The sequence below is a fragment of the Microbulbifer maximicatervae (SeqCode) genome (genome assembly GCF_056232625.1).
In genome coordinates this window covers 4,152,985-4,178,738 of sequence record NZ_CP174324.1, presented here as the reverse complement: position 1 = coordinate 4,178,738, position 25,754 = coordinate 4,152,985, and the positions used below count along the sequence as shown (strand labels likewise).

The window sequence follows — 25,754 nt, the reverse complement described above, 5'->3', positions numbered from 1 at the left end:
AAGGGCTGAAGTCATTCTAAATTAAGCTACCTGCGTTTCCACACGCAGCCAATCATCTTCCAACTGCATCGCCAGATTATCGCCGTGGTGTAATTCGCCCACTCCCGCCGGTGTGCCCGTCAAAACCACATCACCGGGTTCGAGCGTAAAGTAACTGCTGACATAGGCCACCAGATCGAGAATTGGTGTCAGCATATTTTCGGTTTTACCCTGCTGGCGCAGTTCACCGTTCAGCCACAGGGAATAGCTGAGCTTGTCCCAGTCCGGCAACCAATCGAGTTTCACAAAGGGAGAAAGAGGGCATGACTTATCGAACCCCTTGGCCTTTTCCCAAGGATGTCCTGCTTTTTTCAGCTTCGCTTGGAGGTCGCGCAAAGTTAAATCCAGGGAGAGGCCCAAGCCAGCAATGGCCCCAGGAACTTCTGCCACGTTGGCATTACTCAAGCGCTTACCAATCAACAGGGCAAGCTCCCCTTCAAAGTGGCAACTGCCGCGCCCCGCTGGTAAATGGATGGTTTCTACCATAGGTACCGCGGCTGTTGCCGGCTTGATAAATAGCAGGGGTTCTTCTGGCACCGGATTATTTAACTCCGCCGCGTGGTCTGCGTAATTGCGCCCCACACAGACAACCTTCCCCAAACCAAACGGTACTTCACTGCCACAGGTAAATTGATGTTGGTACATAGATAAACAAGATAGTTAGGATAGAAATTTCGAATAAAGCCTTGGAGGCTGCATGTGCTATGATCGCGCCTTCGCCAAAATTGCGGCACCCCCGAAGAAGTGATCTAAGCACTTTGCACCTGTTATTCGCACTCAGTGAAGAGATAGTTTATGGCTCCGCACAGTTCCGATCAAAAGAAGTCCCTGCAAAAAGATAAAATCCGCATCCTGTTGCTGGAAGGCGTACACCAGTCCGCCGTCGACTTACTCAGCTCCCGAGGCTACACCAATGTGGAGTACCTCAAGACCTCCCTGCCTGAAGATCAATTGATCGAGAAAATTGCCGATGCGCACTTTATCGGTATTCGCTCGCGTACCCAGTTAACCCGCAAAGTGCTGGAACATGCGTCCAAACTGGTAGCCGTAGGCTGTTTTTGCATCGGCACCAATCAGGTGGATTTACAGGCGGCGACGGAACTGGGTATCGCAGTATTTAATGCACCCTACTCCAACACTCGCAGCGTTGCCGAGCTGATTATTGCAGAAACTATTTTCATGCTGCGCGGTATTCCAGAGAAAAACGCAGTGTGTCATCGCGGCGGTTGGCAGAAGTCAGCGGTGGGCTCATATGAGGCCCGGGGCAAAACCCTGGGCATTATCGGCTACGGTGCTATCGGCTCCCAGGTTTCTGTTATGGCCGAAGCTATCGGGATGCGAGTCAGATTCTACGATGTGATTACCAAGTTGCCGCTGGGCAATGCTACCCAAGTAAACTCACTTCCGGAATTGTTGGCAGAATCCGATGTGGTCTCCCTGCACGTACCAGAGTTGCCTTCCACCAAAATGATGATGGGCGCCGAGCAGATCGCGCAGATGAAGCCTGGCAGTATTCTCCTCAATGCCTCTCGCGGCACTGTGGTAGATATTGATGCCCTGGCAGAAGCACTGAAGAGCAATCACCTGGCCGGTGCGGCGATCGATGTCTTCCCGGTTGAGCCCCGTGGCAATAGCGACGAATTCGTCTCTCCCCTACGCGGAATCGATAAGGCGCTGCTGACCCCTCACGTAGGTGGCTCCACTGTGGAGGCCCAGGAGAATATCGGTACAGAAGTATCGGAGAAACTCGCTCACTACTCCGATAACGGCACCACCACCAGCTCTGTGAACTTCCCGGAAGTAGCACTGCCCGGTCACCTGGATACCCACCGCCTGCTGCATATTCACAAGAATGTGCCCGGTGTACTGAGCGCCATCAACCAGGTGTTCTCAGAAAATGCCATCAATATCTCCGCACAGTTCCTGCAAACCAATGAAACAGTGGGCTATGTAGTAATCGATGTGGACGCAGAGTATTCTGATCTGGCACTGGAAAAATTGAAGAGTATCCCCGGCACCCTGCGCTGCCGCGTGCTTTTCTAAGCCTTTCGGTCGTTGGCGGGTACCCACAAATACCCGCCAATGACACGCCAATCGGAGCCTTCCTCGCGGTAAAAAAGATTGATCCCCCCCGGCCACCGCTTCTACAATGGCCAGACCTATTCTTTTGCTTCAGGCCCAGGTGACCACATCCACGTGCCACCCCTGAATCAAAGCCAGAGTTATCCACAGCAGGTGCTCCCTTGCGTAGTAATGATTCCGCCTCAACCGGCCTTCTCGCCGGGATTTCCGCCTTCCTCATTTGGGGGCTGGCGCCACTGTACTTCAATAAATTACAGGATATTCCCGCTGCGGAAATCCTTGCCCACCGCAGTATCTGGTCGCTGGTACTCGCTATTGGTATTCTGCTGATTGTACGCAAAATGCCGGACTTTCTGGCAACCCTGCGCGATGGCAAGAAGATGCGGATGCTGGCCCTGACCACGGTATTGATCGGCGGCAACTGGCTGGTGTTTATCTGGGCGATCAATAACGGCCATTTGCTCGAAGGCAGCCTGGGTTACTACATTAATCCACTGATCAATATTTTGCTGGGGGTCCTGTTCCTGGGTGAGAAACTGCGGCGACTGCAATGGATCGCTGTAGCGCTGGCCGCTACCGGCATTGCCTATGAGCTTTGGCAGTTTGGTCGCATACCGATCATTGCCCTGTTCCTGGCCTGCTCCTTTGCGCTATACGGTTTGGCCCGCAAGCAGGCCCCTGTGGAAAGCCTTACCGGCCTCGCAGTAGAAACTCTCTTTATATTGCCAGTGGCCGTGATCTACCTGTTTTGGAGCGACAGCCCCACCAGCAACTTGCTGAACAACAGCCTGGAGTTAAACAGCTTACTGCTCTTTGCGGGCCCCATTACCCTGGTTCCCCTGCTGCTGTTCACGATTGCCGCGCGCAGGCTCAACTTATCCACACTGGGCTTCCTGCAATACATCGGCCCCACACTGATGCTGGTGGTCGCCACCCAGGTATTGGGCGAGTCTTTCAGCGAAGAAAAGCTCACCACCTTTATGTTTGTCTGGCTGGGTCTAGCACTCTACTCTGTCGATGCGTTGGCACAGCGGAGAAAGCTGCATCTACAAGGTAAGGCAGCGCTTTAACGGTAAAACCTGTGTAAGAATGGCCGCCTAAATTAACCGAAGGCGGCCATCATGAATTACTCGCCGACAGCCAACCCAGCTCAAGTGCGACTGCTACCCAGCAGGCAGCGGTCGCTGACTGTTTTGCTCGCTACTCTGCTTTGGACCCTGCTACTCAGCTTCGGCTGGAAAGGTACTTATACAGAGCTCCTACTGCAAACAAGCACAGCTGCCATATCAGCACTGGTTACTTTTTGCCTGTTCGAGCAATGGCCGCGCAACTTGCCTCAACGATTACCTCGCTGGGTAATACAGGTGGTGGGTGTGGCAATCTCTATTCCACTATCGCTGCTAATCCTGTCTCCTGCCTTGACAGAACCGGAGGCACTTCCACTTTGGCAGGACCACAGCCGACACTGGAGTTTTCTCCTGATAGCGGTGACCGGCATGTTATTCGGGCCCTGGCTCGCTATGTCTGCGCTGTTGCGCCAGCGGGATATTGCTGTACGAGAGCAGGCGCAACTTTTTGAACGGCAGCGGGGTGCCCTGGAGCACCAGGCGCTCAATGCGCGGCTGCGTTTATTGCAATCCCAGGTGGCCCCACACTTCTTATTTAATACACTCGCCAATGTACAAGAGCTGGTAGAGTCTTCATCCCCTCAGGCACCCGCACTACTAAACAACCTGATTGCCTACCTGCGCGCCGCAGTACCGAAACTTGAGTCGGAGCAAAGTACCGTCGAGCAAGAGCTAACTCTGGTGCAGGCTTACCTGGGCCTGATGCAAATGCGTATGCCGGACCGCCTGGAATTTTCTATCAACGCTGATGACGAGGTGCGAAGTCAGTCTTGCCTGCCCATGTCTCTGATGTCACTGGTTGAAAATGCCGTCCGCCATGGCATAGACCCCAGTGAGGAAGGGGGACGTATTGATATTGAAATAAAGCTGGAACAGGGCCTCTGTATTGCCACCGTCACCGATAGCGGTATCGGCATCCAGGACAATTCCAACAGTCTCGGGACAGGGTTGGCAACTTTGAGAGAGCGGCTACAACTGACCTATGGCGATAGTGCAGGCTTGCGTTTGGTCGACCAACAGCCCACAGGTCTTTGTGCCGAATTGCTATTCCCTGCCGAGGAGCAAATATGAGTGCCACGCCCACCACCGCCCTGGTAGCTGACGACGAACCACTGCTGCGCCAGTCTTTGGTCCGCAAACTCAAAAGTGTCTGGCCGGAGCTGAAGGTTGTTGCGGAGGCCCGCAATGGTCGTGAAGCCGTAGAACTATTTGAAGAAAAGCAGCCCGATATCTGTTTTCTGGATATCCATATGCCGGGCAAGTCCGGTATTGAGGCAGCCCAGAGTATCGGGCGTCGGGCCCATTTAGTTTTCGTTACCGCATACGACAACTACGCCGTGGAAGCTTTTAGCCAGGGTGCACTGGACTACCTGGTAAAACCGGTAGAGATTGAGCGGCTCGCCGATACCGCCGAGCGGCTTAGGGAAAGGCTCAGCAGTTGCAAACCCGTCAGTCATCAACAGGAGTTACTCGAGCAATTAGCGAGACAGCTTCAATCCAAAGAAGACAAACCATACCTGCGTTGGATTCACGCTTCCATAGGCCAGCAATTGCGGATGATACCGGTAGAAGATGTGCACTATTTGCGTTCAGATGAGAAGTATACCCTGGTAGCCTGGAGCGAATCCGGCAACAACAATCTGGAGGCCTGTATTCGCACACCATTAAAGGATCTAACCCACCAACTTGACCCCGAACTCTTTGCCCAGGTTCATCGCTCTGTTGTCGTCAATTTAAAGGCCATCCGCCACGTAATAAGGGACGGAGATACCGCTCAAATTACCCTGCTAAATAGGGAGGAAATACTCCCCGTAAGCCGGCGTTACCTGCATCTATTCCGCCAAATGTAATCAGTTTGTTAGTAGGGGGCATTTGAAAGCCAATTTTTTCTCCGATGTTGGTCCGTAGAGATTTTCGCGAATTTATTGGACAGCATTAATTCTTGAACAAGAATTACATAAATCTCCATAAGATTGCCGGAAAGTTCAATGAGCCGCCACCTCCTTTTCCTTGCCATTCTGACACTTACATTTATCTCGGAAAATATATTTGGCCAGGACAAAACCAACGACGTAAAGTTTGAAACACTAGTTTCCTCTACAAAGGACTGGGAAGGACATTCCCTACCAAAAATGAAACCGGGGCAACCGGAATTAACGATTGTTAGCGTTACTATTCCGGTGGGCGAACAGATGCCCGTACACAAACATCCAGTGCTAAACGGTGTCTATGTAGCAGAGGGCACTTTAACCATTGTACTCCCAGGACAGAAGGAAACGCTTACTCTGGGGGCGGGTAAGGCATTTATCGAAGTTACCGATAAATGGCATTATGGGCGCAATGATGGTGATACTCCGGTAACTATTATTCTCTTTTACTCGGGCCTGGAAGGACAACCAACCACCGTCTATAAAAATCCTGATGACAAACTAAGTTAATAGCAGCCTAAATCCTGATCCTTTACAAGGCCTGAGTCCACGTCATCTACAGACTTGACCAAAATATTTAATCATCTTTTTGTACGTTTAAAAATGTCTGCATATCCTTGGTATGTATTTTCCGTACTGACTGGAATCTATAAAACCATGCGACTGATCGTTGATATATTTGCCACTCTTGCCCTCGGGGTGTTTTTCGCGATTTCAAGCCTGGCCGAGCAGCCTGAATCTCTGAAGCGTTACCCACCTTATGTGGAAGATGATGGCAAAATGCACATCTACTTTTGTGGAACTGGCACGCCAGATCCGGCCTATCAATACTTGCGCCATCCCGCCTGCGTTGCTATTCGCAGCAGTGGGAAACTATTCCTCGTCGATGCCGGCGAAGGAGCTACAGCAAGAATTGGCCAGCTCGGCCTTAATCTCGCCCAGCTGGACCCCATTTTTATTACCCACTGGCACTCGGATCACTTTGGTGGTTTGGCCATGGTGATCAACGAGTCCTGGTTTGTTGGTGCCGACTCGCCTATTAATGTCTACGGACCCTACGGCATCCATCGCATTTTGGATGGAATTAACAAGAGTTTTGGGCCGGACATCCTTTTTCGATCGGCAAATAGGCAGGGAATTCTCGATCCAGTCCTAGCGGTCGCCACTCCCCACCTAGTGAATATTGCCGGGGATCAAAGCGAGGTCGTACAAGATGTGTGGCACCACAGGGATACTTATGTCTCTGTGTTTGCCGTACATCACGAACCGGTTTTTCCCGCATTTGGTTACGAGATACGTTTTGGCCCCTGTAAAGTCATCATTACTGGTGATACCCATGTTTTCGATGCGCTAGAGCCAATTGAACGGGATGCCGATCTACTGATTTCTGAGGCTCTCAGCTATGCCCAATACATCAGCAAGCTGAAGCAAACCGGGGATAACCGTCGCGCTCGTTTGCGATATGAGAAGGCAAATCAAATTATCCACTACCATTCCAATACTCTGGACATTGCCAAGATGGCAACCAAAGCGGGAGTAAAATCGGTTGCCTTAACACACCTAATTCCACCCCCCGTTACTGAAGCTGACAAGATCGGCTTTATTAAGGGAATGCGCAAATTCTATTCGGGCCCAATTCGGGTAATGGATGACCTGGATGAAATTGTGCTATCGGACAATGGACAGGGTACCTGTAAGGTTGAATACCCTACTAACAAAGTTCCCACAAGTGCAAAACAGACTTCGGAGAAAAGTGATAAACCCCGTAAGAAGCCAGCCTCCACACCGAGTCCCTCCGAATCCAAGAAAGCCAGTCAACAACCCGATTAACAGCAGGCTAAACAGTGTGAGCCGCATACGGTTGGCGGCTCACAAAGCTTCTGGATGGCCATACCATTCCAAATCACTTATCTCACTATTCCGCACTTCAAACCACGCTTTCCGCAGCCTATGCCTAGCTGGGTAGCGCACAACTCAATATTCCAATAGGTTTCTTCGCATACAGTGACTCTAAAGAGACCACCATGGCGTCAATAGCTAGTACCGTACACCCAATAGTCTCAGTACCGTTAGCGATACAGAATCTTTACCTCTATTCACAACGGAACAACACCATAAGTACGTCTTTGCTGACCATATTCTTCTTATGAAATTCCAGCTGATTACCGTGGTTGGAATTTCATCGCAGTCCCCTTTATATGGGTACCGCGACTAGGACCTAACCGACTATTGGCTCTCTATCTGTCAATTTGATTTTACAAGGATATAAAATGACTCAAAAAGAATATGCCAGACTTTCTGGGCTTATTTATTTACTTACTATATTGTTGGGAATATTTTCTTTAGTATATGTGCCTTCTAAAATTCCCACAGCGTGGGAAAATGCATCATTAACAGCGCAAAATATCCTGGAATATGAATTTCTATATAGATTAGGAATTTTAGGCGGGATACTTCTCTATATACTATTTTCAATACTGCCACTAGCTTTATATCGCACACTTGCACCTGTAAATAGAGGATGTGCGTTGTTAATGGTTATTTTTGCTCTCACCAGTATTCCATTTACTCTACTCAATATAGTTAACAAAGTTGATGCTCTCACACTTCTTAGCGGAGCAGAATATCTCCTAACTTTTGAAAAAGAACAAATTTATACCCAGGTATTATTGTTATTAAAATCGTATAGTAACGGAATCCAAATAATCCATGTTCTCTGGGGATTATGGTTACTTCCTTTCGGATACCTGGTCTACAAATCAAACTTACTACCAAAAATACTGGGCATACTGTTAATGGCAGGATGCCTTAGCTATTTAGTAAGGTTCTGCGCAAATTTACTTTTCCCTGAATATCAAATCCCCGCTTTTATTAGAGTACCCGCCTCTCTAGGGGAGATCGGAACCTGTCTATGGTTACTAATTATGGGCATTAGAACTCCACCAACTATTACCGAACCAAATCAAAAGTTATCTACCAGTAAGATCGAGGGAATGTCATGAACGATAAAGACAACTTAAAGAGCACATCGACCAAGCTCACTGACAGTCATATAGATGTTAAGATTAAAATAGCCGGGCTATGGGCTTCAGTAGTACTACTTTACATCTATGGGGATTTCTTTGGGCTATTTAGGACAGGAAAAATAGATAGAATAATTGAGGGGTTCGGGCCATTTGGAGCGGTCACACAAGAGTCACTACTTACTGTATCAATCATTGTGTCACTCCCCTGTATTATGGTTGCCCTTACTTTATTACTTAAACCATCTATCTCTCGCTGGATAAATATTATTACATCCTCAGCTTTCATTATTTTCTTATTTGTAACATTTTTAATGTCCACCTGGTATTTCTACTTCTATCTGGGATTTATCGAGATTATTCTCAAATTAGCTATTATTTGGCTGGCTTGGCGCTGGCCTCATGAGGAGTATTAATAGAGTTTTTGACCAAAGGAGAAGGAAAGAACATATTGTGCTTGGGCACCGCCGTATAAGGAATGGATGGCGTCTTTGACCTTATAGGGAAAATTTACAGAGTGTTCTTTTCTTCTAACTAAGTAGATTCGCTTAGGCTTTCCGAGTGAAAAGTGCAAGTCAAAACTCTGCGAGTTGAGCGATACAAGTTATCGCTCACAGCCTATTTGGTTAACCACTCATCCATCGCCGCTAATATTTGATGGCGATAAGGTTGGGTTTCGTTAATCATCTGGTGCCGGGCACCGCGTATCAATACCCGGTGGCAATTGGGAAAACGATTCCGAACAGCATGAAGACCATAACGCCAATCAACGGTTTTATCATCCGTTCCCTGAACCAAAAGGATCGGGCGCGGGTTGCGTGCCGTGCGGGGAAATATCTGCAACCAATCCACCATCGCCCTGAGCCAGCTCATAGAGATTGATTGAGATTGAAGGGGGTCCCTGAGTGCCTGACGTCGAGAAAACTCCACATCGTGGGTATTAATCGTAAAGGCCCGGCCGGGTTCGCGGATAAACAGGCGGCCCACATAATATTTCCAGCGATTTAGCCAGGCCCAGTTTGACGGCCTTACCAAGGGAGCCAGCAAAAAGACCTTATCCAGAGGCTGCCAGCGGCTGTATTGCAGATGGGCCAGTAGTGCAGCACCACCGGTGCTCTGGCCCATTGCATGCCAGGGCCCGGGCAACTTATTTCGCGCAACTTCCAACAGTCCATCAAACGCCTGGCGGTATTGCAGGAAAGTATGGATAGCTACACGCTCACCACTGGATAAACCATGTCCGGGGAAATCAAAAATCACTACATTGAGATCCCGCTCCAGGCCAAAGCGGATTGCCGGACCATAAATACCTGTATGATCAAAATAGCCGTGGCAAATAAACAAAGTGCCCTTGGGATTCTCGACCATCCAATACTGTGAAACCAGTTCAAATCCGGCAACTTTAAAAGTGCCGACTCCAGTCTTATGGGCTCGGGGAAAATGCAAATCGTAAAAATTACGATAATCCCGCAGCTCTTTGCACAGAGGGGTTTCGTCAGCGCCAAAATCCAGTTCAGGCAACTTCTGACGCAATGCAGAGTAGTCCGGTCGCTTTATTACCGGGCTATTATCGTAGGTGCTGAGGTCTTGCAAAGTATCCATTAGTGCAATGGTACTGCATTTTGGCGATAGGGGTAGTGATATCGTAGCGGGAAAGACAACCTGAAAAGAAAAAAGGTGGGCATAGAGCCCACCTCTTCGCAACAGTGGATGACCGTTACTTGATTTGCGGCTCCAGCTCACCGGCAGCGTAGCGTTCGCTCATAACATCGAGGCTAACAGGGCGAATCTTGCTGGCATTACCAGCAGTGCCAAACGCCTCATAACGAGCGACACAGATTTCCTTCATCGCTTGCATAGCGGCTTTGTAGAACTTACGCGGGTCAAACTCAGATGGGTTCTGAGCCAGGAAGCGACGTGTGGCACCAGTCGAGGCCAAGCGCAGGTCGGTATCGATATTGACCTTGCGCACACCGTACTTGATACCTTCACAGATCTGCTCAACAGGAACGCCGTAGGTTTCCGGAATCTCACCACCAAACTCATTGATTACAGCCAGCCACTCCTGGGGTACAGAAGAGGAACCGTGCATTACCAGGTGGGTGCCAGGAATACGAGCGTGAATCTCTTTGATACGGTCGATGGCCAGGATGTCCCCGGTGGGCGGACGAGTAAACTTGTAAGCACCGTGGCTGGTACCACAGGCAATTGCCAGGGCATCCACCTTGGTTTTCTGTACGAAGTCAGCGGCCTCTTCCGGATCGGTCAGCAGCTGGTCGTGGGACAGCTTGCCCTCAGCGCCAACACCATCTTCCTCTCCCGCCATACCAGTTTCCAGGGAACCCAGGCAGCCCAGCTCACCTTCAACAGAAACACCACAGGCGTGGGCCATATCCACCGCGCGCTTGGTAACATCTACGTTGTATTCGTAAGAAGCCGGGGTCTTGCCGTCTTCCTCAAGGGAGCCGTCCATCATCACTGAGCTAAAGCCCAGTTGGATAGAGCGCTGGCAAACGGCAGGGCTGGTGCCGTGATCCTGGTGCATAACTACCGGGATCTCAGGGAATTCCTCAATAGCGGCCAGGATAAGGTGGCGCAGGAAGGGAGCACCGGCGTACTTGCGGGCGCCCGCAGAGGCTTGAACGATTACTGGAGAATCGGTCTCTTTGGCCGCTTCCATAATCGCACGCATCTGCTCTAGATTGTTTACATTAAATGCAGGTACACCGTAGCCATGCTCTGCGGCATGGTCCAACATTTGGCGCAGGCTGATAAGAGCCATAATTAATTCCTTTCTCGTCTACTCGTAGTATTTGTATTTTTGCTTTTATGACCTGCCTGCAAATTGCGACAGGCCTTATTTTTCGTTATTTAGTCTTGTGCGCGGCTTTCCAGTATAGCGACCGCTGGAAGCTTCTTACCTTCAACATATTCAAGGAAGGCACCGCCACCCGTGGAGATATAGGAAACCTTGTCGGCAATGCCATACTTATCCACAGCTGCCAGAGTGTCGCCGCCACCAGCTATAGAAAACGCTGCGCTCTCGGCAATGGCTTTAGAGAGGTGCTCGGTACCGCCACCAAACTGGTCAAATTCAAACACACCTACAGGACCATTCCAGATAATGGTTTTCGCACTGCTGAGAATTTCTTCCAGTTGCTCGGAGGATTTCGGACCGATATCAAAAATCATATCGTCTTCAACCACAGCATCGGCACTTTTGGTTTCCGCTGCAGCGGATTCACTGAATTCTTTACCTGTGACTACATCAGTTGGCACAGGGATATCACACTTCTGCATCAGGGCCTTGGCGGTATCTACCAGATCGTGCTCACAAAGGGACTTGCCCACTGGCTTGCCGCTGGCTGCCAGGAAGGTATTGGCAATACCACCACCAACAATCAGCTGATCGACTTTGTCAGCCAGGCTTTCGAGTACCGTCAATTTTGTAGAAACTTTGGAACCACCAACAATAGCAACCAGCGGGCGCGCCGGTTCAGCCAGGGCTTTCTCCAATGCGTCCAGCTCAGCAGCCAACAGAGGGCCGGCGCAAGCAACCGGTGCAAATTTAGCCACACCATGGGTGGAAGCCTGGGCCCGGTGGGCAGTACCAAAGGCATCCATCACGAAGATATCGCACAACTGGGCATAGGCCTTTGCCAGAGACTCATCGTCCTTCTTTTCACCACTGTTGAAACGTACATTTTCCAGCAGGGCAACTTCCCCATCGGCCAGCTCAACGCCATCGCGCCACTCTTTGACCAGCGCCACATCACGGCCCAACAGCTCACCCAGGTGTGCGGCGACCGGGGCCAGGGAGAATTCTTCTGCGTACTCCCCCTCTGTAGGGCGCCCCAGATGGGACATCAACAGCACTTTAGCTCCGGCTTCGATGGCGGCTTTTATCGTCGGTAGTGCCGCGCGAATACGTGCATCGGAAGTTACACGACCGTCCTTAACCGGTACATTCAGGTCCTCACGGATAAGTAAGCGCTTACCAGCGAGATCGAGATCTGCCATCAGTTTGACCGCCATTAGCCAATCCTCTTCTACTTCGATTAACTGAAAAATGTGGGCGGCGATTATATCAACTGGAGCCTATTGATGCCGATATTAAAAACAGGGGAATACGTTGTTATATCAGCCAATCTACGCATGATTAGCGCACCTGATACTGTCTTAGGGGTCATCAAGCCAAAAGCGACCTTAGTTGATAGCTGTTCGCCCAGGAAGTTAGCGAGTATTCACTTCAAGTAGAATTGACACCTAACGCCAACTAATGACAATGCTTTCAGGATCAATCCTCCAACCTCCAAAGGACTACCTAAGCCAGTTAAATAAATAAAAGGCCATGTAATTGCGATTCAAGTAACAATCGACACCAGACAATGTAAATAAAGCCTTGTAGAACTCAGAGTATCAGCCGTGAATCAGCCATTCACACACAGAGAGTTACTAATTAATTACGCCAGATAACAAGCAGGCACAGCCAAATTGTACTTCCCGCTTCTAAATTCGATCGCTAGAATCGCCGCCCCCCTTCCAAATGCATATTAGTCACAGAGGCCACTTAAAAGTAAAACTGAGGGTGGCCAACATAAGAGGTAACCAAAACGATGCAACCAACGGATAGTGATATCGTTTTTCAAAGCTATGGACGCTGTTGCAATAAAGAACAGTTTTTTGTGGATTTTTATGATCGTTTTATGGGAAGTTCTACAGACATCCGTCAGCTCTTTGCCAATACAGATATGAAAGCCCAGCGCCATCTTTTGCGTAACGGCATTATGCAGCTGGTGCTTTATTCACGCGGCATGCCAGACACCAAGCTGCGCGCTTTGGGTAAAAGCCACGATCGCAATGGCTATAATATCCGCCCAGAATGGTATCGCCTATGGCTCGACGCCCTGCTCGCTACTATTAGGCAGCACGACGAGGAATTTTCCCCCGAAATTGAAGCCGCCTGGAACCGAGCAATCCTCCCAGGCATTGAAATTATACGTCAAGCATACTAATGCTCAGACTCCAAGTTTAATTTCCTAAGCCCTAAGCCCTAAGCCCTAAGCCCTAAGCCCTAAGCCCTAAGCCAGCCATTTTTGTCGGGCCTTTTGATAGTTTTAATATAAAGGCATACCTAGTGCCGGCATAGGGCTACACTCCCGACCTGGGATATAAATTATTAAATACTCACCTGTAACTACCCCATGAAAGAAAATGTATCTATAAAATTTGCACTAGATATCTAAAATAAAGTAGCGAAGAAACCAGGATAGTACGAAAGTATGGTGTTTTTTCAAATCAGCCAGCATGGCTACTGTATAGAGTGAACCTTCCCAAAGCTGGGGGCGACATTTCTTGAGGCTTGTTACCACAAGTCTTCATATGGATTTACGCGAAGAAAGATCTTATAGTAACAATCAATGACAAGTACTCTCCGAGTCATATAGAAAGCCATACAAAAACTTTTAATATAGACCCGCCTTCAAACCGCCCGCCAACACGCAATAAAATTATAAAATTTATTTACATTACAGTTAAAGAAGATCCGAGATGAAATTAGGATAATAAAAACATCAATCTTAGTATAGGATCAGCTATCAACTTTAAGATATGCAAATATTTATCGAATATTATTTTATCCAGATAAGATTGAAAGCAAATGGAAATAGCCACCCAAGACCCGGGCGGCCATTTTAACTACCCTCGATAAAATTCAGTAATTACAGAACGCCTTACAGTACTCAGTGCCATACCCACTCTCTCTACAATCTACCATGCACTGCAATTCTTCGGGAAGAGAAGCTAACGTAGCAACACTCCCACTCAACAAAACACCAAAAACAAGCGCTGAAAATAAACTTTTCATAAAACTCTCCAATTAACAAATACTTTTCAAGAGAATTTTTTATACTATGGAAAAAGCACCAAAGTAAACAAGTTAAAATATATTTTTAAACAAAAATAAAATTATGAGAACCAATCAACAAACGTTTGCACAACCATATAGAGCCACCACAGGAGATAGCAATCGACCACTGAACCAATTAACAAATTTGGCCAGAGAAAAAACACCTCTCCAGAACAAATGGCGCACATTTCTCCGAAAAATCCCGTCAAACTCAACCAGCTAACACTTTTCTTAGATTGGCACTTCCCAGCAAAAGAATAGAATTAAAAACGAAAATCAAGAACTTCAATGAATAATTTATTCGCCTTGATGCATCCCACCCCATACCGAAGCCACCATAATCATAGCCAACTAGGGTGGCACTCCAATTACAGGAAAGGCTGTATCAATAAAACTTACAAACTGAAAATATTTTCAATTCATACACAACATTACCAAATAAACCCTTTAATCAGAATTCCCATCAAGATAAAACAGAACTTCAATTTTGACATGGAGCATGTCCATCGAAATAGAAATGGTAAAAAATTTATCCATTACCCTCAAGCAAGGAGAGATAGAAGATTAGCTTTGCCTTCTTCTGGTCAATTTAATTCGGCTAAAATTTTCTCCAGGAAAACCTCTTTGCAATTCGACCTATCACAGAAGGAGCCTTATTAGGTACTTCAACTGCCATATTGTCCCTGTAAATGACTATTCTCGGCCAGCCACACCAAGCACCTTCTAAGAAAATAGCTGCCCCACCTCATCTCGCCTGCCAAAGCAATCATACCGGCCATCTACATAATAAAAACAACCTCATAATTAAAAATATAAAAAATAATTATTCATACGACAAGAAAAGCCTGATAAATTCCTCTCCTCGACGATCAAGTAAATATCAACAACCAAAAAATTTGAAATTAGAACGTCGACAAAAGCAACAATAAACATAGAAATCTTCAGGAGCATCCAATGAATAAATCCTTGTCTATATTTGCAGCCAGCATTTTAGCGCTCGCCGTAACCGGCAACGCCACTGCTGAGGACAAGCGTTATATCGTGACTTTCAAGCAGGGAAAAGGCGAATCCGTTAAGTCTTTTATGAAGAAGAGAGGCGGAAGACAGGCTCTTGAAATACGCCGCCAGAATGCGATGGCAGCACATATGTCTGCAACCACCCTAAAAGAAATGCGCTCGAACCCGGATGTTGCTTTTATTGAAGAAGACGTTAAGCGGTATCCGATGTCCCAGGAAACCCCCTACGGGATCACCATGGTGCAGGCAGATCAACTAGGTGATACTCAGGCCGGCAACCGCACAGTCTGTATTATTGATTCCGGCTACGATCTAGTTCACGAAGATTTGTCCGGAAACGCCGTCACTGGTACCAGTGACCCAAGCGGCGCAGGTAACTGGTATGAAGATCAAAGCGGTCACGGTACCCATGTGGCCGGCACTATCGCTGCGATGAATAATGGTACCGGTGTCATTGGCGTGATGCCCAGCAGTAATATTAATCTGCATATTGTAAAAGTGTTTGATGGCGACGGCTGGGCCTACTCCTCCTCCCTAATGGCAGCCGCAGAGGTTTGTGCCGACAATGGTGCTAACGTCATCAATATGAGTCTGGGCGGTGAAAGTGCCAACTTCCTCGAAAGACGAACCTTTAACAACCTAAATCGCCAGGGAATCCTGTCCATCGCGGCAGCCGGAAACGACGGTAACACTGCGCACTCCTACCCAGCCTCATACTCCTCTGTTGTATCCGTCGGTGCTATCGATAGCGATAAAGCTATCTGGTCCTCCTCTCAGCAGACTGACCAGGTAGAACTTTCCGCCCCCGGAGTACAGGTTCTATCTTCTGTTCCCACTGATACTGGCAGAATCTCTAGCTTAACCGTCGGCAGTGTTGACATCGAATCAGCCCCAATATCAGGCACCCCAGCTGGTGCAATCACCGGTTCAATGGAAGACTGTGGTACGGCTGAATCCGCTTGCACCAGTGCGGCAGGTAAGATTTGCCTGATTGCGCGAGGCAATATCAGCTTTGCGGAGAAAGTTTTAAATTGTGAGTCCGGTGGTGGTATCGGAGCGATTATTTACAACAATGAAGAGGGATTACTCTCCAGCGCAACCCTGAGCGATACTGTAACCACTATTCCCTCGGTTGGTATTTCTGACACTGATGGTGCAACTCTACTCACGCAGCTGAGTGCCAGCGTAGATTTGGAAAATGAGGCTACAAGCTACGAATATTTCAATGGCACTTCCATGGCTACCCCACACGTTGCCGGTGTTGCCGCATTGGTATGGAGCCACTTCCCCAACTGTAGCAATACAGAGATCCGCAACGCCCTTACGGCCACAGCGGAAGATCTCGGTGATGCGGGAAGAGATAATGCTTACGGCTACGGCCTCGTCCAGGCAAAAGCAGCCTATGACTACCTGGATACCTACGGCTGCTCAGGCTCCTGATCCCAGTTGGATTAACTAGAGCTTGAATAAAAAAGGGGAGCAAGGCTCCCCTTTTTCCAGGAACTAACAAATAGTTTTCAAGGATAACCATATGGCTACAAAGAAAATTAAGACCTCAACATTGCGTCCGTTCCATTACTGAAATCAGCCTCAGAAAGTATGTCCTCTGCCAGCAGCTGCTTTAAAACCTCTGAACACCGATCTCTCAAAGTATCGCGCACTAATCGTACCGTCGGTGTTATTGACTGCCTCCCCGGAGATACCAACCACAGCTCCGTCGCCTTGGGTTTATAGTCTCGCATAGTGGCCACTACCTGACCGGAAAGTAAATCCGCAGACATATCCAGACATGACTTAATGGCAAGTCCATAGCCAGAGGTACACCAACGTCGCACCAGGTCACCGTCATTTGACGACCTGTTCCCAGACATACGTATCTTGTATATCTCTTCGCCCCGAAAAAATTCCCAATTATTGTGCACAATCTCGTGAAGCTGATAAAAAAGGCCATTATGTGCGGAGAGATCCTCCGGTTTTTTCGGGGAACCCTTTTCCTGTAAGTAGGCCGGGGTTGCACACAATAAACGGGGCACGTCACAAATCTTAAAACCATACAGGTTGGCATCCGCTGGGGGGCCGTAGCGCAACGCGATATCCACAGGATCCCGGTAAAAGTCCACTTGGCTATCACTGATATTCACTCTTAGACTCAGCCCCGGGTGTTCCTGCAACAATTGATCTAACCAAGGAGTTACGAGGTTCCTTCCCAGGTCCGAGGATGCACCTATGCGAAGCTCGCCATCTATCTGACCGCTGTCTTCCTTGAGATTTTGTCGGGCGAGGTCCAAAGTCAGGAGGGCCTCCTCACATTTGGGAATAAACCTTTCCCCAGCACTGGATAGCCGCAATTGCCGCGTCGTGCGAATAAACAAGTCCGCTCCCAGCGCGCTCTCCACACGCTTGATCGCTGCGCTGGCAGTTGCAGTGCGTAAGTCGAGACTGGCGGCGGCCGCAGTGATACTGCGAAACTCGGCCACTTTAAGAATGACCCTCAAGTCTTCAAGCTGCATATTTTCAATATATTTTTGATAAAGATTCAAAGATTATAGTGTTTCTAGCGATGCAATCTAGATCTAGAATGACTTCATCAGCTCGACATCCCAGTCCTTACCCAGGAGACAGCTAAGCTGTTCACTAGGTCTCCTCTGAAAGGATCAAGGAAAAGAGTACAAACCTTAATCCAACACATATTGAAACAAAGAGGCGTTCACATGAGCAGGCTCACTATCGTTGCCAACATTAAAGCCAAGGCCGACAAAATTGACCTGGTGAAATCTGAATTGTTAAAACTCATTAATACAACACGAGCAGAAGCTGGTTGCATTAATTACAACCTTCATCAAGACAATGACAATCCTGCACACTTCCTGTTTTATGAAAATTGGGAAACTCGCGATCTGTGGCAAACCCACATGAACAATAAGCACCTGCAAGACTATATGAAAGCAACCGAGGGCGCCGTTGAAGAGTTTGTATTGAATGAAATGACCGAGATTGATAACTAATCAAACTCGGTGTGTTATCCAGGTTCCCGCCTGGATAACACCGAGCTAATAAATACACTTCTTCAAAAGGCTTTCCCTGTAAATTAAGCGTAAAATCCCTTCGACGCAGCAACTCTTCGTCTAGAGCTATTCCCCAATTGCAACCCAGCCAAATAAAATACTAATCAACAAGTCCGGATTGCCAATTAAGGTTGATAATCACCTGTAAATTAAGCTGTCGGTTTATCTGGGTCGGTCATCCTTTGCACTCAATCAGGCCCTATGCTTAAATTATTCCATTAACAGTCACTAATAAACGTAATTAGCCTGAAGGATTTATGGAACTGGAATTTTTAACGGCAACCCTGTTTAACCTGGGCATTAACCTAATTTATACGCTGCTAGCGTTATTTATTGGTATCACCGCACTGATTACCATTGATAAGAAACTGCTTCGCTCTGTAGATATCGAAGGCGAGCTAAAAAATGGCAATATCGCTGTATCTATATTTGCATCAACCATATTGATATTTGTTGCCATCATTATTTCATTTGGCCTCAAGGGATAGCACTATGCGCAAGTGGCTGGCTATCACACTGATACTTTCCCTCGCACTGATCACCCCTGAACTTGTACGGCGAGCTAATACACAGGAGCCGCCAACTAAAAGCACACCGGAAATCCCCCTTTCCGATAATTTACGGAGCTTTGGTAGCAGCGGCAGTCAGTTAGCCAGTATTGTGGACTCACAACAAGGTGTAGTGCGAGTGGTGGGTACCCGCTATCCTCTGGAAGAAAAAACCATCCAGAAAGTAGTCGACAAACGCTCACTGGAAGAGAGCGCTCATGTCTCAGTGTGGAACTGGCAGGGAATTGAGGCGGCGACAGCGTCCGCCCGGGGACTGGACCAGCAACACCACTTTGCCAACAGCTACCTGGTGGGGTTCAAGCCCTTTAAGACTCAACAGCTTTGGGTGCCTCTTTATACACTGGCTATGAATAAAGAGTACCAGTACGATCACCTGCAATACGCCGGTTTGTCAGACATTTGGCAAACATCCCGGCAGGCCTATTACCAAAAGCGTGGTGACTGTGAAGACCACGCTATTTTACTGGCAGATTGGCTGATCGAATTGGGAGTTGATGCGCGGGTGGCACTCGGAACCCATAAAGGTCAGGGTCACGCCTGGGTAGTGGCCATCTTGAACGATCAAGAGTACCTGCTGGAGGCAACCAGCAAACGCCGCCAGACCAGCTGGCAAGCCATGCCCCTGGCAGCGCTGGCGGAGGGTTACGATGCGGAATTTCAGTTTAACCGCCACTTTTTCTGGGCGAAGAAAAACCCAACCCCCACTCGACAATACCGAGGAAATCACTGGGTAAAGAAGTCCCAGTTTATTCGCGGTTAATGCCCAAAGGGGGTGAGCGTTTACAGCCCACCCCCTTTTATCCGTTTCAGATCAGATCGGAGATCCTGGCGGCAACGCTTTAACCGCACCAGGTTTTACTTCCAGCTTGCCCTGCTTAAAGGCATCGATGCGCTGTGCCTCATAGTAATAGTGCGCACTATAGCCCTCAGGATCATCGCCAAACAGCCGCATAGAACCAATTTCCTGAAGAAGTTTTGCCAGCTCCAAATGCGCTTTGGCCCGCACTGATTCGTCTGCCTTTGCATTACTGGCCAGTAACATCAACTGCTCGATATAGGCGTGATTAACCCGCTGGTGCACACTCGCCTGCAGACCGGTATAACCCTCACCCTGCAGAGCCAGTGCGCTCAAGCGCTGCAATAGGCTAGCAAACCCCGGTACCTCACTGCTGCGGGCACTCTGTTGATTCATTCGCGCCGCGCGCTGCGGGTCCATCAGGATTGATAGCGTATGCCCAGCAGCCGCTTCCGCCAGAGCCACCCCATCAAAAGCTACCCCCGTATATGAGGGAAAGCTCTCGATAGTACGTTCGTAGCCATAGGACTTGGGCGGAATCAGCTGCAAGACCTGCTCCGGCAAGGTGAGAAACTGCGGCGAAAGTGTATCCAGCAGTGCATCAATTGCCCGCTGTTGTCGCTCTGCGGGCACCAGGGTATAGCTATTTTGATCGGTACCGTTGTAGACATAGTCATAGTCCAAGCCACCAATCAATTTGCCCACAGCCTCCGCCTGGTAGCGATGACCGTAGTACACAGGCACCAGGGTCTCTTCCAGGTCAGAGCGGGGCGCGGATAACGGCGCTGCCGCCGCAGAGAAGTTATCCAGGGCATGACGCCTCAAGTCGACCATCCGCTGGAATTCCATCAATGGGTCGGTGCCGTTGTCCCAAAGGTGTGAGACTGCGTGAGCATTATTGATGGTGCGGGAGTCCGGGTCTGAAATAAAGCGCAGCTCTTGTTCCCCAGCCTCAGCGATAACACTGTCGAGATAACTTTTTTCATCATCGCTCTCGCCATAGCCGTAGCGAACCGCCAACTTATCCCAACTGCCGATGCCAGTGGCGTAGGCATCTGTCAGGTCCAACTTACCTCCCAGCAGAGAGACCAGCGGAGCCGGGTAATCCATTACTGAAGCGCGCTCTTCGCTACTGGCAGCAAAGTTATGCGCCAGCCCCAGGGTGTGGCCTACTTCGTGAGCGGATAGCTGACGGATACGGGCCAGGGCCATATTCTTTAGTTGCTCAGTACTGACGGTGTCGCCGCGGTAGGGCTGTACAAGCCCTTGAGCAATCAGAAAGTCCTGGCGAACACGCAGGGACCCCAAGGTAACATTGCCTTTTAGAATTTCGCCGGTGCGGGGATCGTAAACCGAATAACCGTAGGACCAACCGCGAGTGGAGCGGTGTACCCAATTAATCACGTTATAGCGAACATCCAAAGGATCGACGCCCTCCGGCAGAATCTCTACGCGAAACGCATTTTTAAATCCTGCTGCAGCGAATGCCTGGTCCCACCAGCTCGCCCCTTCGATCAGGGCGCTACGCACCGGCTCAGGCACTCCAGAATCTACGTAGTAAACAATCGGCTCCACAACCTCATCGCTACCCGCCTTCTTCTCCAGTCGATGACGGTAGATATAACGCTGGTCCAGAGGCTCTTCAATCGCTGTAGCGTAATCTCGATAAGCGAACGGGAAGTAGCCGCTGCGGCTGTGAAAACGGCGGGGCTCATAGTCGTTATCTGGCAATTCAATCAGGGAGATATGCTGGCGCAGGGACACCAATGTAGGGGTCGGAACCACTTCGCGCAGATAGTTTCCCGGAGCTGATCCAGCAAAAGTTAACTGGGCCTCAAACTCACTGTTCTTGGGAAAGTTTTTTGTGCGGGGCAGATAAACTGCTGACTTGCTCTTATCCACACTGTAACTGCCCTGCTCTGCGCCCTTGAGACGTGTAGCAATGCCGTGCTGATCGCTCAGCAGGAAAGGCGTAAAGTCCACCAGTATTGCCTTATCGCTCTGAGCAAGCACCTTGAAGCCCCAGAGTACGGACGAAGCGAAAGCTTCCTCAACCGCGCGGCGCTCAGCCGCATTTGCTGATTGGGCACGGTATTTCAGATTCACCTGATGCAGTAATACCTTATTACCCGAATGCTGGAACTTCACCAAGCGGCTCTCACCCACTTGGTTCCGATCCAGGCCCACCGGGTTTGAACCCAGTCCCTGGGCCAGCCCGGTGAGCAAGAGCAACTCGCGCTCAAACTCATCGATCTCCAGCAACACCCGGCCGTTAGCCTCGTCCCAGTAAAAGTCGTGGAAGCCGCTGTGCCTATGCATGCCTGCGGTGTACTCCGCGATGCTCCCGGCCTGTGCCATTGTGCTGACTATCAAGAAGCACAGTGCGGCAATGTGCCTGCTTATGGACATTGAATACCCTCAATTTATTAAGTGTTATGGGCTAAAAATACAGAATACCCGCTGGAACATCCACGCTTGGCCATCACTCCCTGGGCCTGCGTCAGGAAAAAATGAAAAATATTTCAAGCTGCCTGCATCTGTTCGGCGACTCAGGCGCGTCACATTGAAAAGACACACAATAGGAAACCGGCATATGTGGAAGCCAATCGCACTTTCAACCCTGATAGGCCTCGGTATCAGTACCCAGGCAATGGCCCACGATTCTTTTCATGTCGATACCAACGACTGCAACGTGTCCACAGATTACGCCATTGAAGTAGGCCCGGACTTTTTCACCGTCGATGGGGAAGACGGAAAACTGGTGACATTTCAGCTGCCCAACCAGCTATCAGTGGATGGTGAGTTGCTGCCCCTCAATTCTCAGCAGGAGCAACTGCTTCAGGAGTACCGTCAACAGCTTCACATCGCCGGTCGTGACACACTGGTACTCACCCTTGAGGCGGTCGATATCGCAATGGATGGCCTATCCATTGCCATCAGCACCCTCGCCGGGCCGGACCACCCGGATATCCTCGAACTCCAACAGTTTTCCGCCGACCTGATCCAGCGCACTGAGGACCGCCTCAATCGAGAGGGCGAGATCTACCAGCTGGGAAACGAGGAAATGGGTAACTATATAGAGAAAACCATCTCTGAAGAGTTTGAACCCCGTATCGAACGCCTCGCTATGGAGTCCGCGGGAACTATTGCCTGGCATGCCTTCAAAGCTGCCTTTACCGGCGGGGAAAGCATTGAAGAACAGGCCACTGAAGAGGCGGAGCGGTTACTGGAACAGCGCGGTAAAAGTATTGAGCAGTCTGCAAACCGCTTGTGTACACAACTGGAATCCATCGATCGACTGGAAACCGACCTACATCAGCAGGTACCAGAACTCAGTCACTACGACATAGTGAAAGCCGGCCTGGTTGTCATCAATTAGGCGCTCTTGATTTTCATCCCCCCAAACTCGGCCGCACTGCGGCCTCTTTTTTAAATTTTCCACTGTATTGTCACAGCCCCTGACGCTGCAAAAACTCCATTGCGTCGGTGACACTTTGTTCAGCATTTTCGACATGGGACATATGCCCCATCTTCTGATATACGATTAACTCTCCATTAGGCAACTTGTCAGAGAAATATTTTCCTACGGACAAGGGAATAATTTGATCTTCTGCCCCCCAGATAAATAAAACTGGAATTTTTATAGTCTCCAAGTCCGGCAACGGTTGGAAATTTATTGTGGCATTAGCAACCAAATTGATCGCTGTACCACGATTCTTCTCATAGCGGGAAAGCAAATAGATTCGTTCCAGCATTTCCCCTGGCAGAGCCTGCGGATTGTAGAAAAATTTGGAAGCCAGCATTTTTCTCAATAATCCACGACTACCAATGTGCGCAACCATTTTTCGCCCCCAATGGCTGGTGGCAAATCGGGCAATACCAGCAGGCATTTCCAGTCCCTTGCCACATTTATAACCACCGGGAGAGACAAGAATAGCGGCCCTGGGTATATTCGGATGTCCTGTTAAATAGCGTAAAACCCCATTTCCACCAAATGAATGGCCAGCGATCACAAAGTCCCTAAGTTTCAGGGTTGCGACAAATTCTGCAATAAAATCGGCAAAATGCTTAGGTGTATAAGTGCCTCCTGGTAACGGGTCGGTCAATCCATGCCCAGGTAAGTCCACCAAAATAACATGATATTTTTCTGCCAATTTTGTCGCCCAGGCATTCCAGGCGCTCAGTGAATCACCACCACCGTGAAGGCAAAGTATATTAACGCCATCAACTGGCCCCATCTCGCGATAATTAACGGATAAACCACCGGCTAGCGTAAGTTGATTAAAAGAGAATTTCAGTAGCTCATTGCGACTTAAACTGGGACTACAAAACGCCATCCACAGAAGCCAGAGTAGAATTAGAAAAAGAATTAAAACCAGCCAAAAAGTCATCGTTCTACCCGAGCCCCTCACCTTTATGCGCTGAAAAAGTGGCTGAGTTGGCGGAAATAGTAATACCGCAAGCAAAAGCTTGAAAATAATGGCCCAGATCCGCGCCCATTCAACAAGGATAGACGGCTCTCGTAACTGAAACTGGCTGCTACCGCCAAAGGTGGAAACAAGAGGGCCTCCAAATAATTCACCAACTACCCCAGCCTGACCTAAAAGACGTAAACATTAAGTGCTATTTACTTTAGAAGGCCCCCTAGTACTTCAAGTCACACAAAGGGTTATCTGGACATCTGAGCCTCCGTCGCCCGGCAAATAGCATCCAGGGTGAGGGCAATATCATTATCGGTAGTCGCCCAGGAAGAGACGCTAATACGCAGGGCCGTTTTTCCTCTCCAGGTAGTCGTTCCAAACCAGCAAACGCCCTCCTCCTGTATGGTCCTGACTATCTCTTGAATGTCTTCCGCAGTGCCAATAGTTGCCACCACCTGGTTTAACACTACATCGTTAAGGATCTCATAGCCCATTTCTGCCAAGCCTTCGCACAGATGCTGGGCATGGATACAGCAGCGATCAATCATCGCCGCTACTCCCTTCGGGCCCATCTCCTGAATCGCCGCCCACACTTCCACCCCTCTGGCCCGGCGTGAGAATTCTGGCACCATATCCTTGGGGGGCACCAGCGATCCCACTTGCAAGTATGGCGCCTGGGTTGTCATCACATTGTGTACAGCCCCCGGCTTTCGACAAATTGCCAAACCGCAGTCATAAGGCGTATTTAGCCATTTATGAGCATCTACAGCCCAGGAATCTGCTTGTTCTACTCCAGTAGTCAACACTGATTTCGCTGGAGATGCCGCTGCCCACAAACCAAAGGCACCGTCGACATGTACCCAGGCACCTTTGGATTTAGCTTCGGGAATTATGTCTGCAAACGGATCAAAACTGCCGGAGTTTACGTTGCCCGCCTGAAGGCAAATAATGGTGGTTTCATCAACCTCGGGAAAAGTATCTGCTCGCACCCTCCCCTGTTCATCACAGGGCGCTTTAATCACCTGATCCATACCAAATCCAAGAATAGAGAGCGCCTTGTGAACTGTGACATGGGACTGTTCAGAAACAACAATACGCAGTGGCGGCGCACCGGCTAGCCCGCTTTTTGCCAGGTCGATATTTAATTTTTGATAAAGCGTATTTCGCGCAGCAGCCAAGCACACCATATTGGCCATAGATGACCCTGTGGTGAAACCCACACTACTTTCCATCGGCAAGGTTAACAATTCCAATATCCAGTTTGCCGCAATACGTTCCAGATAAATTGCAGAAGGCGCCGACGCCTCCAGAACCGCCACTTGGTCCCAAACGGCGTTCATTACCGCCGCGCCCATAGAAGCTGGCGTAGCCCCACCTACCACCAATCCGAAAAATCGCCCACCGGTACTGGCAACTGTTGCCGGAGAACCATAACGATGCAGGCTCTCGACAACAGCCTCTGCCGGTTCCCCAGCCCGGGCCAAGTCGCTGTTAAAAAATTGCATTTGATCAATATCAAAAGCGGACGGACTTACGCGACGATCGCGAATATCAGCAACATATTCCTCAGCGTACCGCGCTGCCAAGGATAGTACTTCTATGGCATTAGAAAAATTTTTGCTGTCATTATTATCCATTTTTGACCCCTAAACTCCTTTTCCAGTACCTGATCTAGTATAAAAAATTAATTACTCTATTAGACTTAAACTAATAAAAAATTAATTAAAACGATACGAACAATAAGGACAAAAACACTTATCTTTATGGCAAGAATCGCTT

22 protein-coding genes are annotated in these 25,754 nt (G+C 49.0%); 14 read left to right on the top strand and 8 right to left on the bottom strand.

The window, feature by feature from the left end; genetic code table 11:
- Nucleotides 1-21: 21 nt before the first annotated feature.
- Nucleotides 22-684, bottom strand: a complete 663-nt coding sequence (locus ACJJI6_RS18290) for a fumarylacetoacetate hydrolase family protein (RefSeq protein WP_444918466.1) — start codon at nt 682-684, stop codon at nt 22-24.
- Nucleotides 685-834: 150 nt separating this feature from the next.
- Between ACJJI6_RS18290 and serA the strand changes: the two genes are divergently transcribed.
- The 8 genes from serA (at nt 835) to ACJJI6_RS18250 (ending at nt 8,615) form a co-directional block, all read left to right on the top strand.
- On the top strand, nt 835-2,082 hold the full coding sequence (gene serA, locus ACJJI6_RS18285) for a phosphoglycerate dehydrogenase (protein ID WP_413663649.1): 1,248 nt from the start codon (nt 835-837) through the stop codon (nt 2,080-2,082).
- A 200-nt stretch (nt 2,083-2,282) separates the two neighbouring features.
- A complete protein-coding gene (rarD, locus tag ACJJI6_RS18280) occupies nt 2,283-3,191 on the top strand; it encodes an EamA family transporter RarD (RefSeq protein WP_108734831.1) in 909 nt (302 codons plus the stop codon).
- A gap of 51 nt (nt 3,192-3,242) precedes the next feature.
- A complete protein-coding gene (locus tag ACJJI6_RS18275) occupies nt 3,243-4,319 on the top strand; it encodes a sensor histidine kinase (RefSeq protein ID WP_475711555.1) in 1,077 nt (358 codons plus the stop codon).
- Entirely contained in the window at nt 4,316-5,098 is a 783-nt protein-coding gene (locus ACJJI6_RS18270; protein ID WP_444958864.1) for a LytR/AlgR family response regulator transcription factor, read from the top strand. The genes ACJJI6_RS18275 and ACJJI6_RS18270 overlap by 4 nt, the downstream gene beginning before the upstream one ends.
- A gap of 138 nt (nt 5,099-5,236) precedes the next feature.
- The gene (locus tag ACJJI6_RS18265) at nt 5,237-5,686 is read left to right on the top strand and encodes a cupin domain-containing protein (RefSeq protein WP_413663652.1); all 450 of its coding nucleotides are present in this window, start codon (nt 5,237-5,239) and stop codon (nt 5,684-5,686) included.
- A gap of 93 nt (nt 5,687-5,779) precedes the next feature.
- Nucleotides 5,780-7,006 (top strand): MBL fold metallo-hydrolase, encoded by a 1,227-nt coding sequence (locus ACJJI6_RS18260; protein ID WP_413663653.1) that lies wholly within the window; start codon nt 5,780-5,782, stop codon nt 7,004-7,006.
- A 440-nt stretch (nt 7,007-7,446) separates the two neighbouring features.
- On the top strand, nt 7,447-8,178 hold the full coding sequence (locus ACJJI6_RS18255) for a DUF4386 domain-containing protein (protein ID WP_475711553.1): 732 nt from the start codon (nt 7,447-7,449) through the stop codon (nt 8,176-8,178).
- Complete coding sequence (locus ACJJI6_RS18250; protein ID WP_413663655.1) at nt 8,175-8,615, top strand: DUF6326 family protein; 441 nt, start codon at nt 8,175-8,177, stop codon at nt 8,613-8,615. The genes ACJJI6_RS18255 and ACJJI6_RS18250 overlap by 4 nt, the downstream gene beginning before the upstream one ends.
- Before the next feature lie 202 nt (nt 8,616-8,817).
- Here the strand turns inward: ACJJI6_RS18250 and ACJJI6_RS18245 are convergent, their stop codons facing one another.
- The 3 genes from ACJJI6_RS18245 to ACJJI6_RS18235 all read right to left on the bottom strand — a co-directional run bounded on the left by ACJJI6_RS18245 (nt 8,818) and on the right by ACJJI6_RS18235 (nt 12,234).
- Nucleotides 8,818-9,801, bottom strand: a complete 984-nt coding sequence (locus ACJJI6_RS18245; protein ID WP_475711551.1) for an alpha/beta hydrolase — start codon at nt 9,799-9,801, stop codon at nt 8,818-8,820.
- A gap of 115 nt (nt 9,802-9,916) precedes the next feature.
- On the bottom strand, nt 9,917-10,981 hold the full coding sequence (gene fba, locus ACJJI6_RS18240; protein WP_475711549.1) for a class II fructose-bisphosphate aldolase: 1,065 nt from the start codon (nt 10,979-10,981) through the stop codon (nt 9,917-9,919).
- Between the two features lie 89 nt (nt 10,982-11,070).
- Nucleotides 11,071-12,234, bottom strand: a complete 1,164-nt coding sequence (locus ACJJI6_RS18235; RefSeq protein WP_413663657.1) for a phosphoglycerate kinase — start codon at nt 12,232-12,234, stop codon at nt 11,071-11,073.
- A 581-nt stretch (nt 12,235-12,815) separates the two neighbouring features.
- On the opposite strand from ACJJI6_RS18235, the gene ACJJI6_RS18230 reads away from it, so the two are divergent.
- Nucleotides 12,816-13,214, top strand: a complete 399-nt coding sequence (locus ACJJI6_RS18230) for a globin (protein WP_444915274.1) — start codon at nt 12,816-12,818, stop codon at nt 13,212-13,214.
- A 1,847-nt stretch (nt 13,215-15,061) separates the two neighbouring features.
- Nucleotides 15,062-16,564, top strand: a complete 1,503-nt coding sequence (locus ACJJI6_RS18225) for a S8 family serine peptidase (RefSeq protein ID WP_475711547.1) — start codon at nt 15,062-15,064, stop codon at nt 16,562-16,564.
- Between the two features lie 107 nt (nt 16,565-16,671).
- On the opposite strand, the gene ACJJI6_RS18220 is transcribed toward ACJJI6_RS18225, so the two are convergent.
- Nucleotides 16,672-17,664 carry a LysR family transcriptional regulator gene (locus tag ACJJI6_RS18220; RefSeq protein ID WP_475711545.1) on the bottom strand — a complete coding sequence of 331 codons (993 nt, stop codon included), beginning with the start codon at nt 17,662-17,664 and terminating at the stop codon, nt 16,672-16,674.
- Between the two features lie 171 nt (nt 17,665-17,835).
- Here ACJJI6_RS18220 and ACJJI6_RS18215 point away from each other — a divergent pair, with 171 nt between their 5' ends.
- The 3 genes from ACJJI6_RS18215 to ACJJI6_RS18205 all read left to right on the top strand — a co-directional run bounded on the left by ACJJI6_RS18215 (nt 17,836) and on the right by ACJJI6_RS18205 (nt 19,518).
- Nucleotides 17,836-18,129, top strand: coding sequence for a putative quinol monooxygenase (locus tag ACJJI6_RS18215; protein ID WP_475711543.1), 294 nt, complete (start codon nt 17,836-17,838; stop codon nt 18,127-18,129).
- Nucleotides 18,130-18,446: 317 nt separating this feature from the next.
- Nucleotides 18,447-18,677: a DUF350 domain-containing protein gene (locus ACJJI6_RS18210; protein ID WP_108734840.1), complete on the top strand. Its 231-nt coding sequence runs from the start codon at nt 18,447-18,449 to the stop codon at nt 18,675-18,677.
- A 4-nt stretch (nt 18,678-18,681) separates the two neighbouring features.
- A complete protein-coding gene (locus ACJJI6_RS18205) occupies nt 18,682-19,518 on the top strand; it encodes a transglutaminase domain-containing protein (protein ID WP_282930871.1) in 837 nt (278 codons plus the stop codon).
- A gap of 51 nt (nt 19,519-19,569) precedes the next feature.
- On the opposite strand, the gene ACJJI6_RS18200 is transcribed toward ACJJI6_RS18205, so the two are convergent.
- Complete coding sequence (locus ACJJI6_RS18200) at nt 19,570-21,963, bottom strand: zinc-dependent metalloprotease (RefSeq protein ID WP_475711541.1); 2,394 nt, start codon at nt 21,961-21,963, stop codon at nt 19,570-19,572.
- Nucleotides 21,964-22,147: 184 nt separating this feature from the next.
- Between ACJJI6_RS18200 and ACJJI6_RS18195 the strand changes: the two genes are divergently transcribed.
- A complete protein-coding gene (locus ACJJI6_RS18195) occupies nt 22,148-22,933 on the top strand; it encodes a DUF2884 family protein (RefSeq protein ID WP_444918481.1) in 786 nt (261 codons plus the stop codon).
- Nucleotides 22,934-23,003: 70 nt separating this feature from the next.
- Here ACJJI6_RS18195 and ACJJI6_RS18190 read toward each other — a convergent pair whose 3' ends face one another.
- Nucleotides 23,004-23,945 (bottom strand): alpha/beta fold hydrolase, encoded by a 942-nt coding sequence (locus tag ACJJI6_RS18190; RefSeq protein WP_475711540.1) that lies wholly within the window; start codon nt 23,943-23,945, stop codon nt 23,004-23,006.
- 278 nt (nt 23,946-24,223) lie between these two features.
- The gene (locus ACJJI6_RS18185; RefSeq protein WP_475711539.1) at nt 24,224-25,612 is read right to left on the bottom strand and encodes a pyridoxal phosphate-dependent decarboxylase family protein; all 1,389 of its coding nucleotides are present in this window, start codon (nt 25,610-25,612) and stop codon (nt 24,224-24,226) included.
- Nucleotides 25,613-25,754: the final 142 nt, after the last annotated feature.

What these genes read in the sequence shown, in the direction of transcription:
- ACJJI6_RS18290 (WP_444918466.1), bottom strand. Translation starts at nt 684, where the DNA reads ATGTACCAACATCAATTTACCTGTGGCAGTGAAGTACCGTTTGGTTTG.
- serA (WP_413663649.1), top strand. Translation starts at nt 835, where the DNA reads ATGGCTCCGCACAGTTCCGATCAAAAGAAGTCCCTGCAAAAAGATAAA.
- ACJJI6_RS18275 (WP_475711555.1), top strand. Translation starts at nt 3,243, where the DNA reads ATGAATTACTCGCCGACAGCCAACCCAGCTCAAGTGCGACTGCTACCC.
- ACJJI6_RS18270 (WP_444958864.1), top strand. Translation starts at nt 4,316, where the DNA reads ATGAGTGCCACGCCCACCACCGCCCTGGTAGCTGACGACGAACCACTG.
- ACJJI6_RS18265 (WP_413663652.1), top strand. Translation starts at nt 5,237, where the DNA reads ATGAGCCGCCACCTCCTTTTCCTTGCCATTCTGACACTTACATTTATC.
- ACJJI6_RS18260 (WP_413663653.1), top strand. Translation starts at nt 5,780, where the DNA reads ATGTCTGCATATCCTTGGTATGTATTTTCCGTACTGACTGGAATCTAT.
- ACJJI6_RS18255 (WP_475711553.1), top strand. Translation starts at nt 7,447, where the DNA reads ATGACTCAAAAAGAATATGCCAGACTTTCTGGGCTTATTTATTTACTT.
- ACJJI6_RS18250 (WP_413663655.1), top strand. Translation starts at nt 8,175, where the DNA reads ATGAACGATAAAGACAACTTAAAGAGCACATCGACCAAGCTCACTGAC.
- ACJJI6_RS18245 (WP_475711551.1), bottom strand. Translation starts at nt 9,801, where the DNA reads ATGGATACTTTGCAAGACCTCAGCACCTACGATAATAGCCCGGTAATA.
- fba (WP_475711549.1), bottom strand. Translation starts at nt 10,981, where the DNA reads ATGGCTCTTATCAGCCTGCGCCAAATGTTGGACCATGCCGCAGAGCAT.
- ACJJI6_RS18235 (WP_413663657.1), bottom strand. Translation starts at nt 12,234, where the DNA reads ATGGCGGTCAAACTGATGGCAGATCTCGATCTCGCTGGTAAGCGCTTA.
- ACJJI6_RS18230 (WP_444915274.1), top strand. Translation starts at nt 12,816, where the DNA reads ATGCAACCAACGGATAGTGATATCGTTTTTCAAAGCTATGGACGCTGT.
- ACJJI6_RS18225 (WP_475711547.1), top strand. Translation starts at nt 15,062, where the DNA reads ATGAATAAATCCTTGTCTATATTTGCAGCCAGCATTTTAGCGCTCGCC.
- ACJJI6_RS18215 (WP_475711543.1), top strand. Translation starts at nt 17,836, where the DNA reads ATGAGCAGGCTCACTATCGTTGCCAACATTAAAGCCAAGGCCGACAAA.
- ACJJI6_RS18210 (WP_108734840.1), top strand. Translation starts at nt 18,447, where the DNA reads ATGGAACTGGAATTTTTAACGGCAACCCTGTTTAACCTGGGCATTAAC.
- ACJJI6_RS18205 (WP_282930871.1), top strand. Translation starts at nt 18,682, where the DNA reads ATGCGCAAGTGGCTGGCTATCACACTGATACTTTCCCTCGCACTGATC.
- ACJJI6_RS18200 (WP_475711541.1), bottom strand. Translation starts at nt 21,963, where the DNA reads ATGTCCATAAGCAGGCACATTGCCGCACTGTGCTTCTTGATAGTCAGC.
- ACJJI6_RS18195 (WP_444918481.1), top strand. Translation starts at nt 22,148, where the DNA reads ATGTGGAAGCCAATCGCACTTTCAACCCTGATAGGCCTCGGTATCAGT.
- ACJJI6_RS18190 (WP_475711540.1), bottom strand. Translation starts at nt 23,945, where the DNA reads ATGACTTTTTGGCTGGTTTTAATTCTTTTTCTAATTCTACTCTGGCTT.
- ACJJI6_RS18185 (WP_475711539.1), bottom strand. Translation starts at nt 25,612, where the DNA reads ATGGATAATAATGACAGCAAAAATTTTTCTAATGCCATAGAAGTACTA.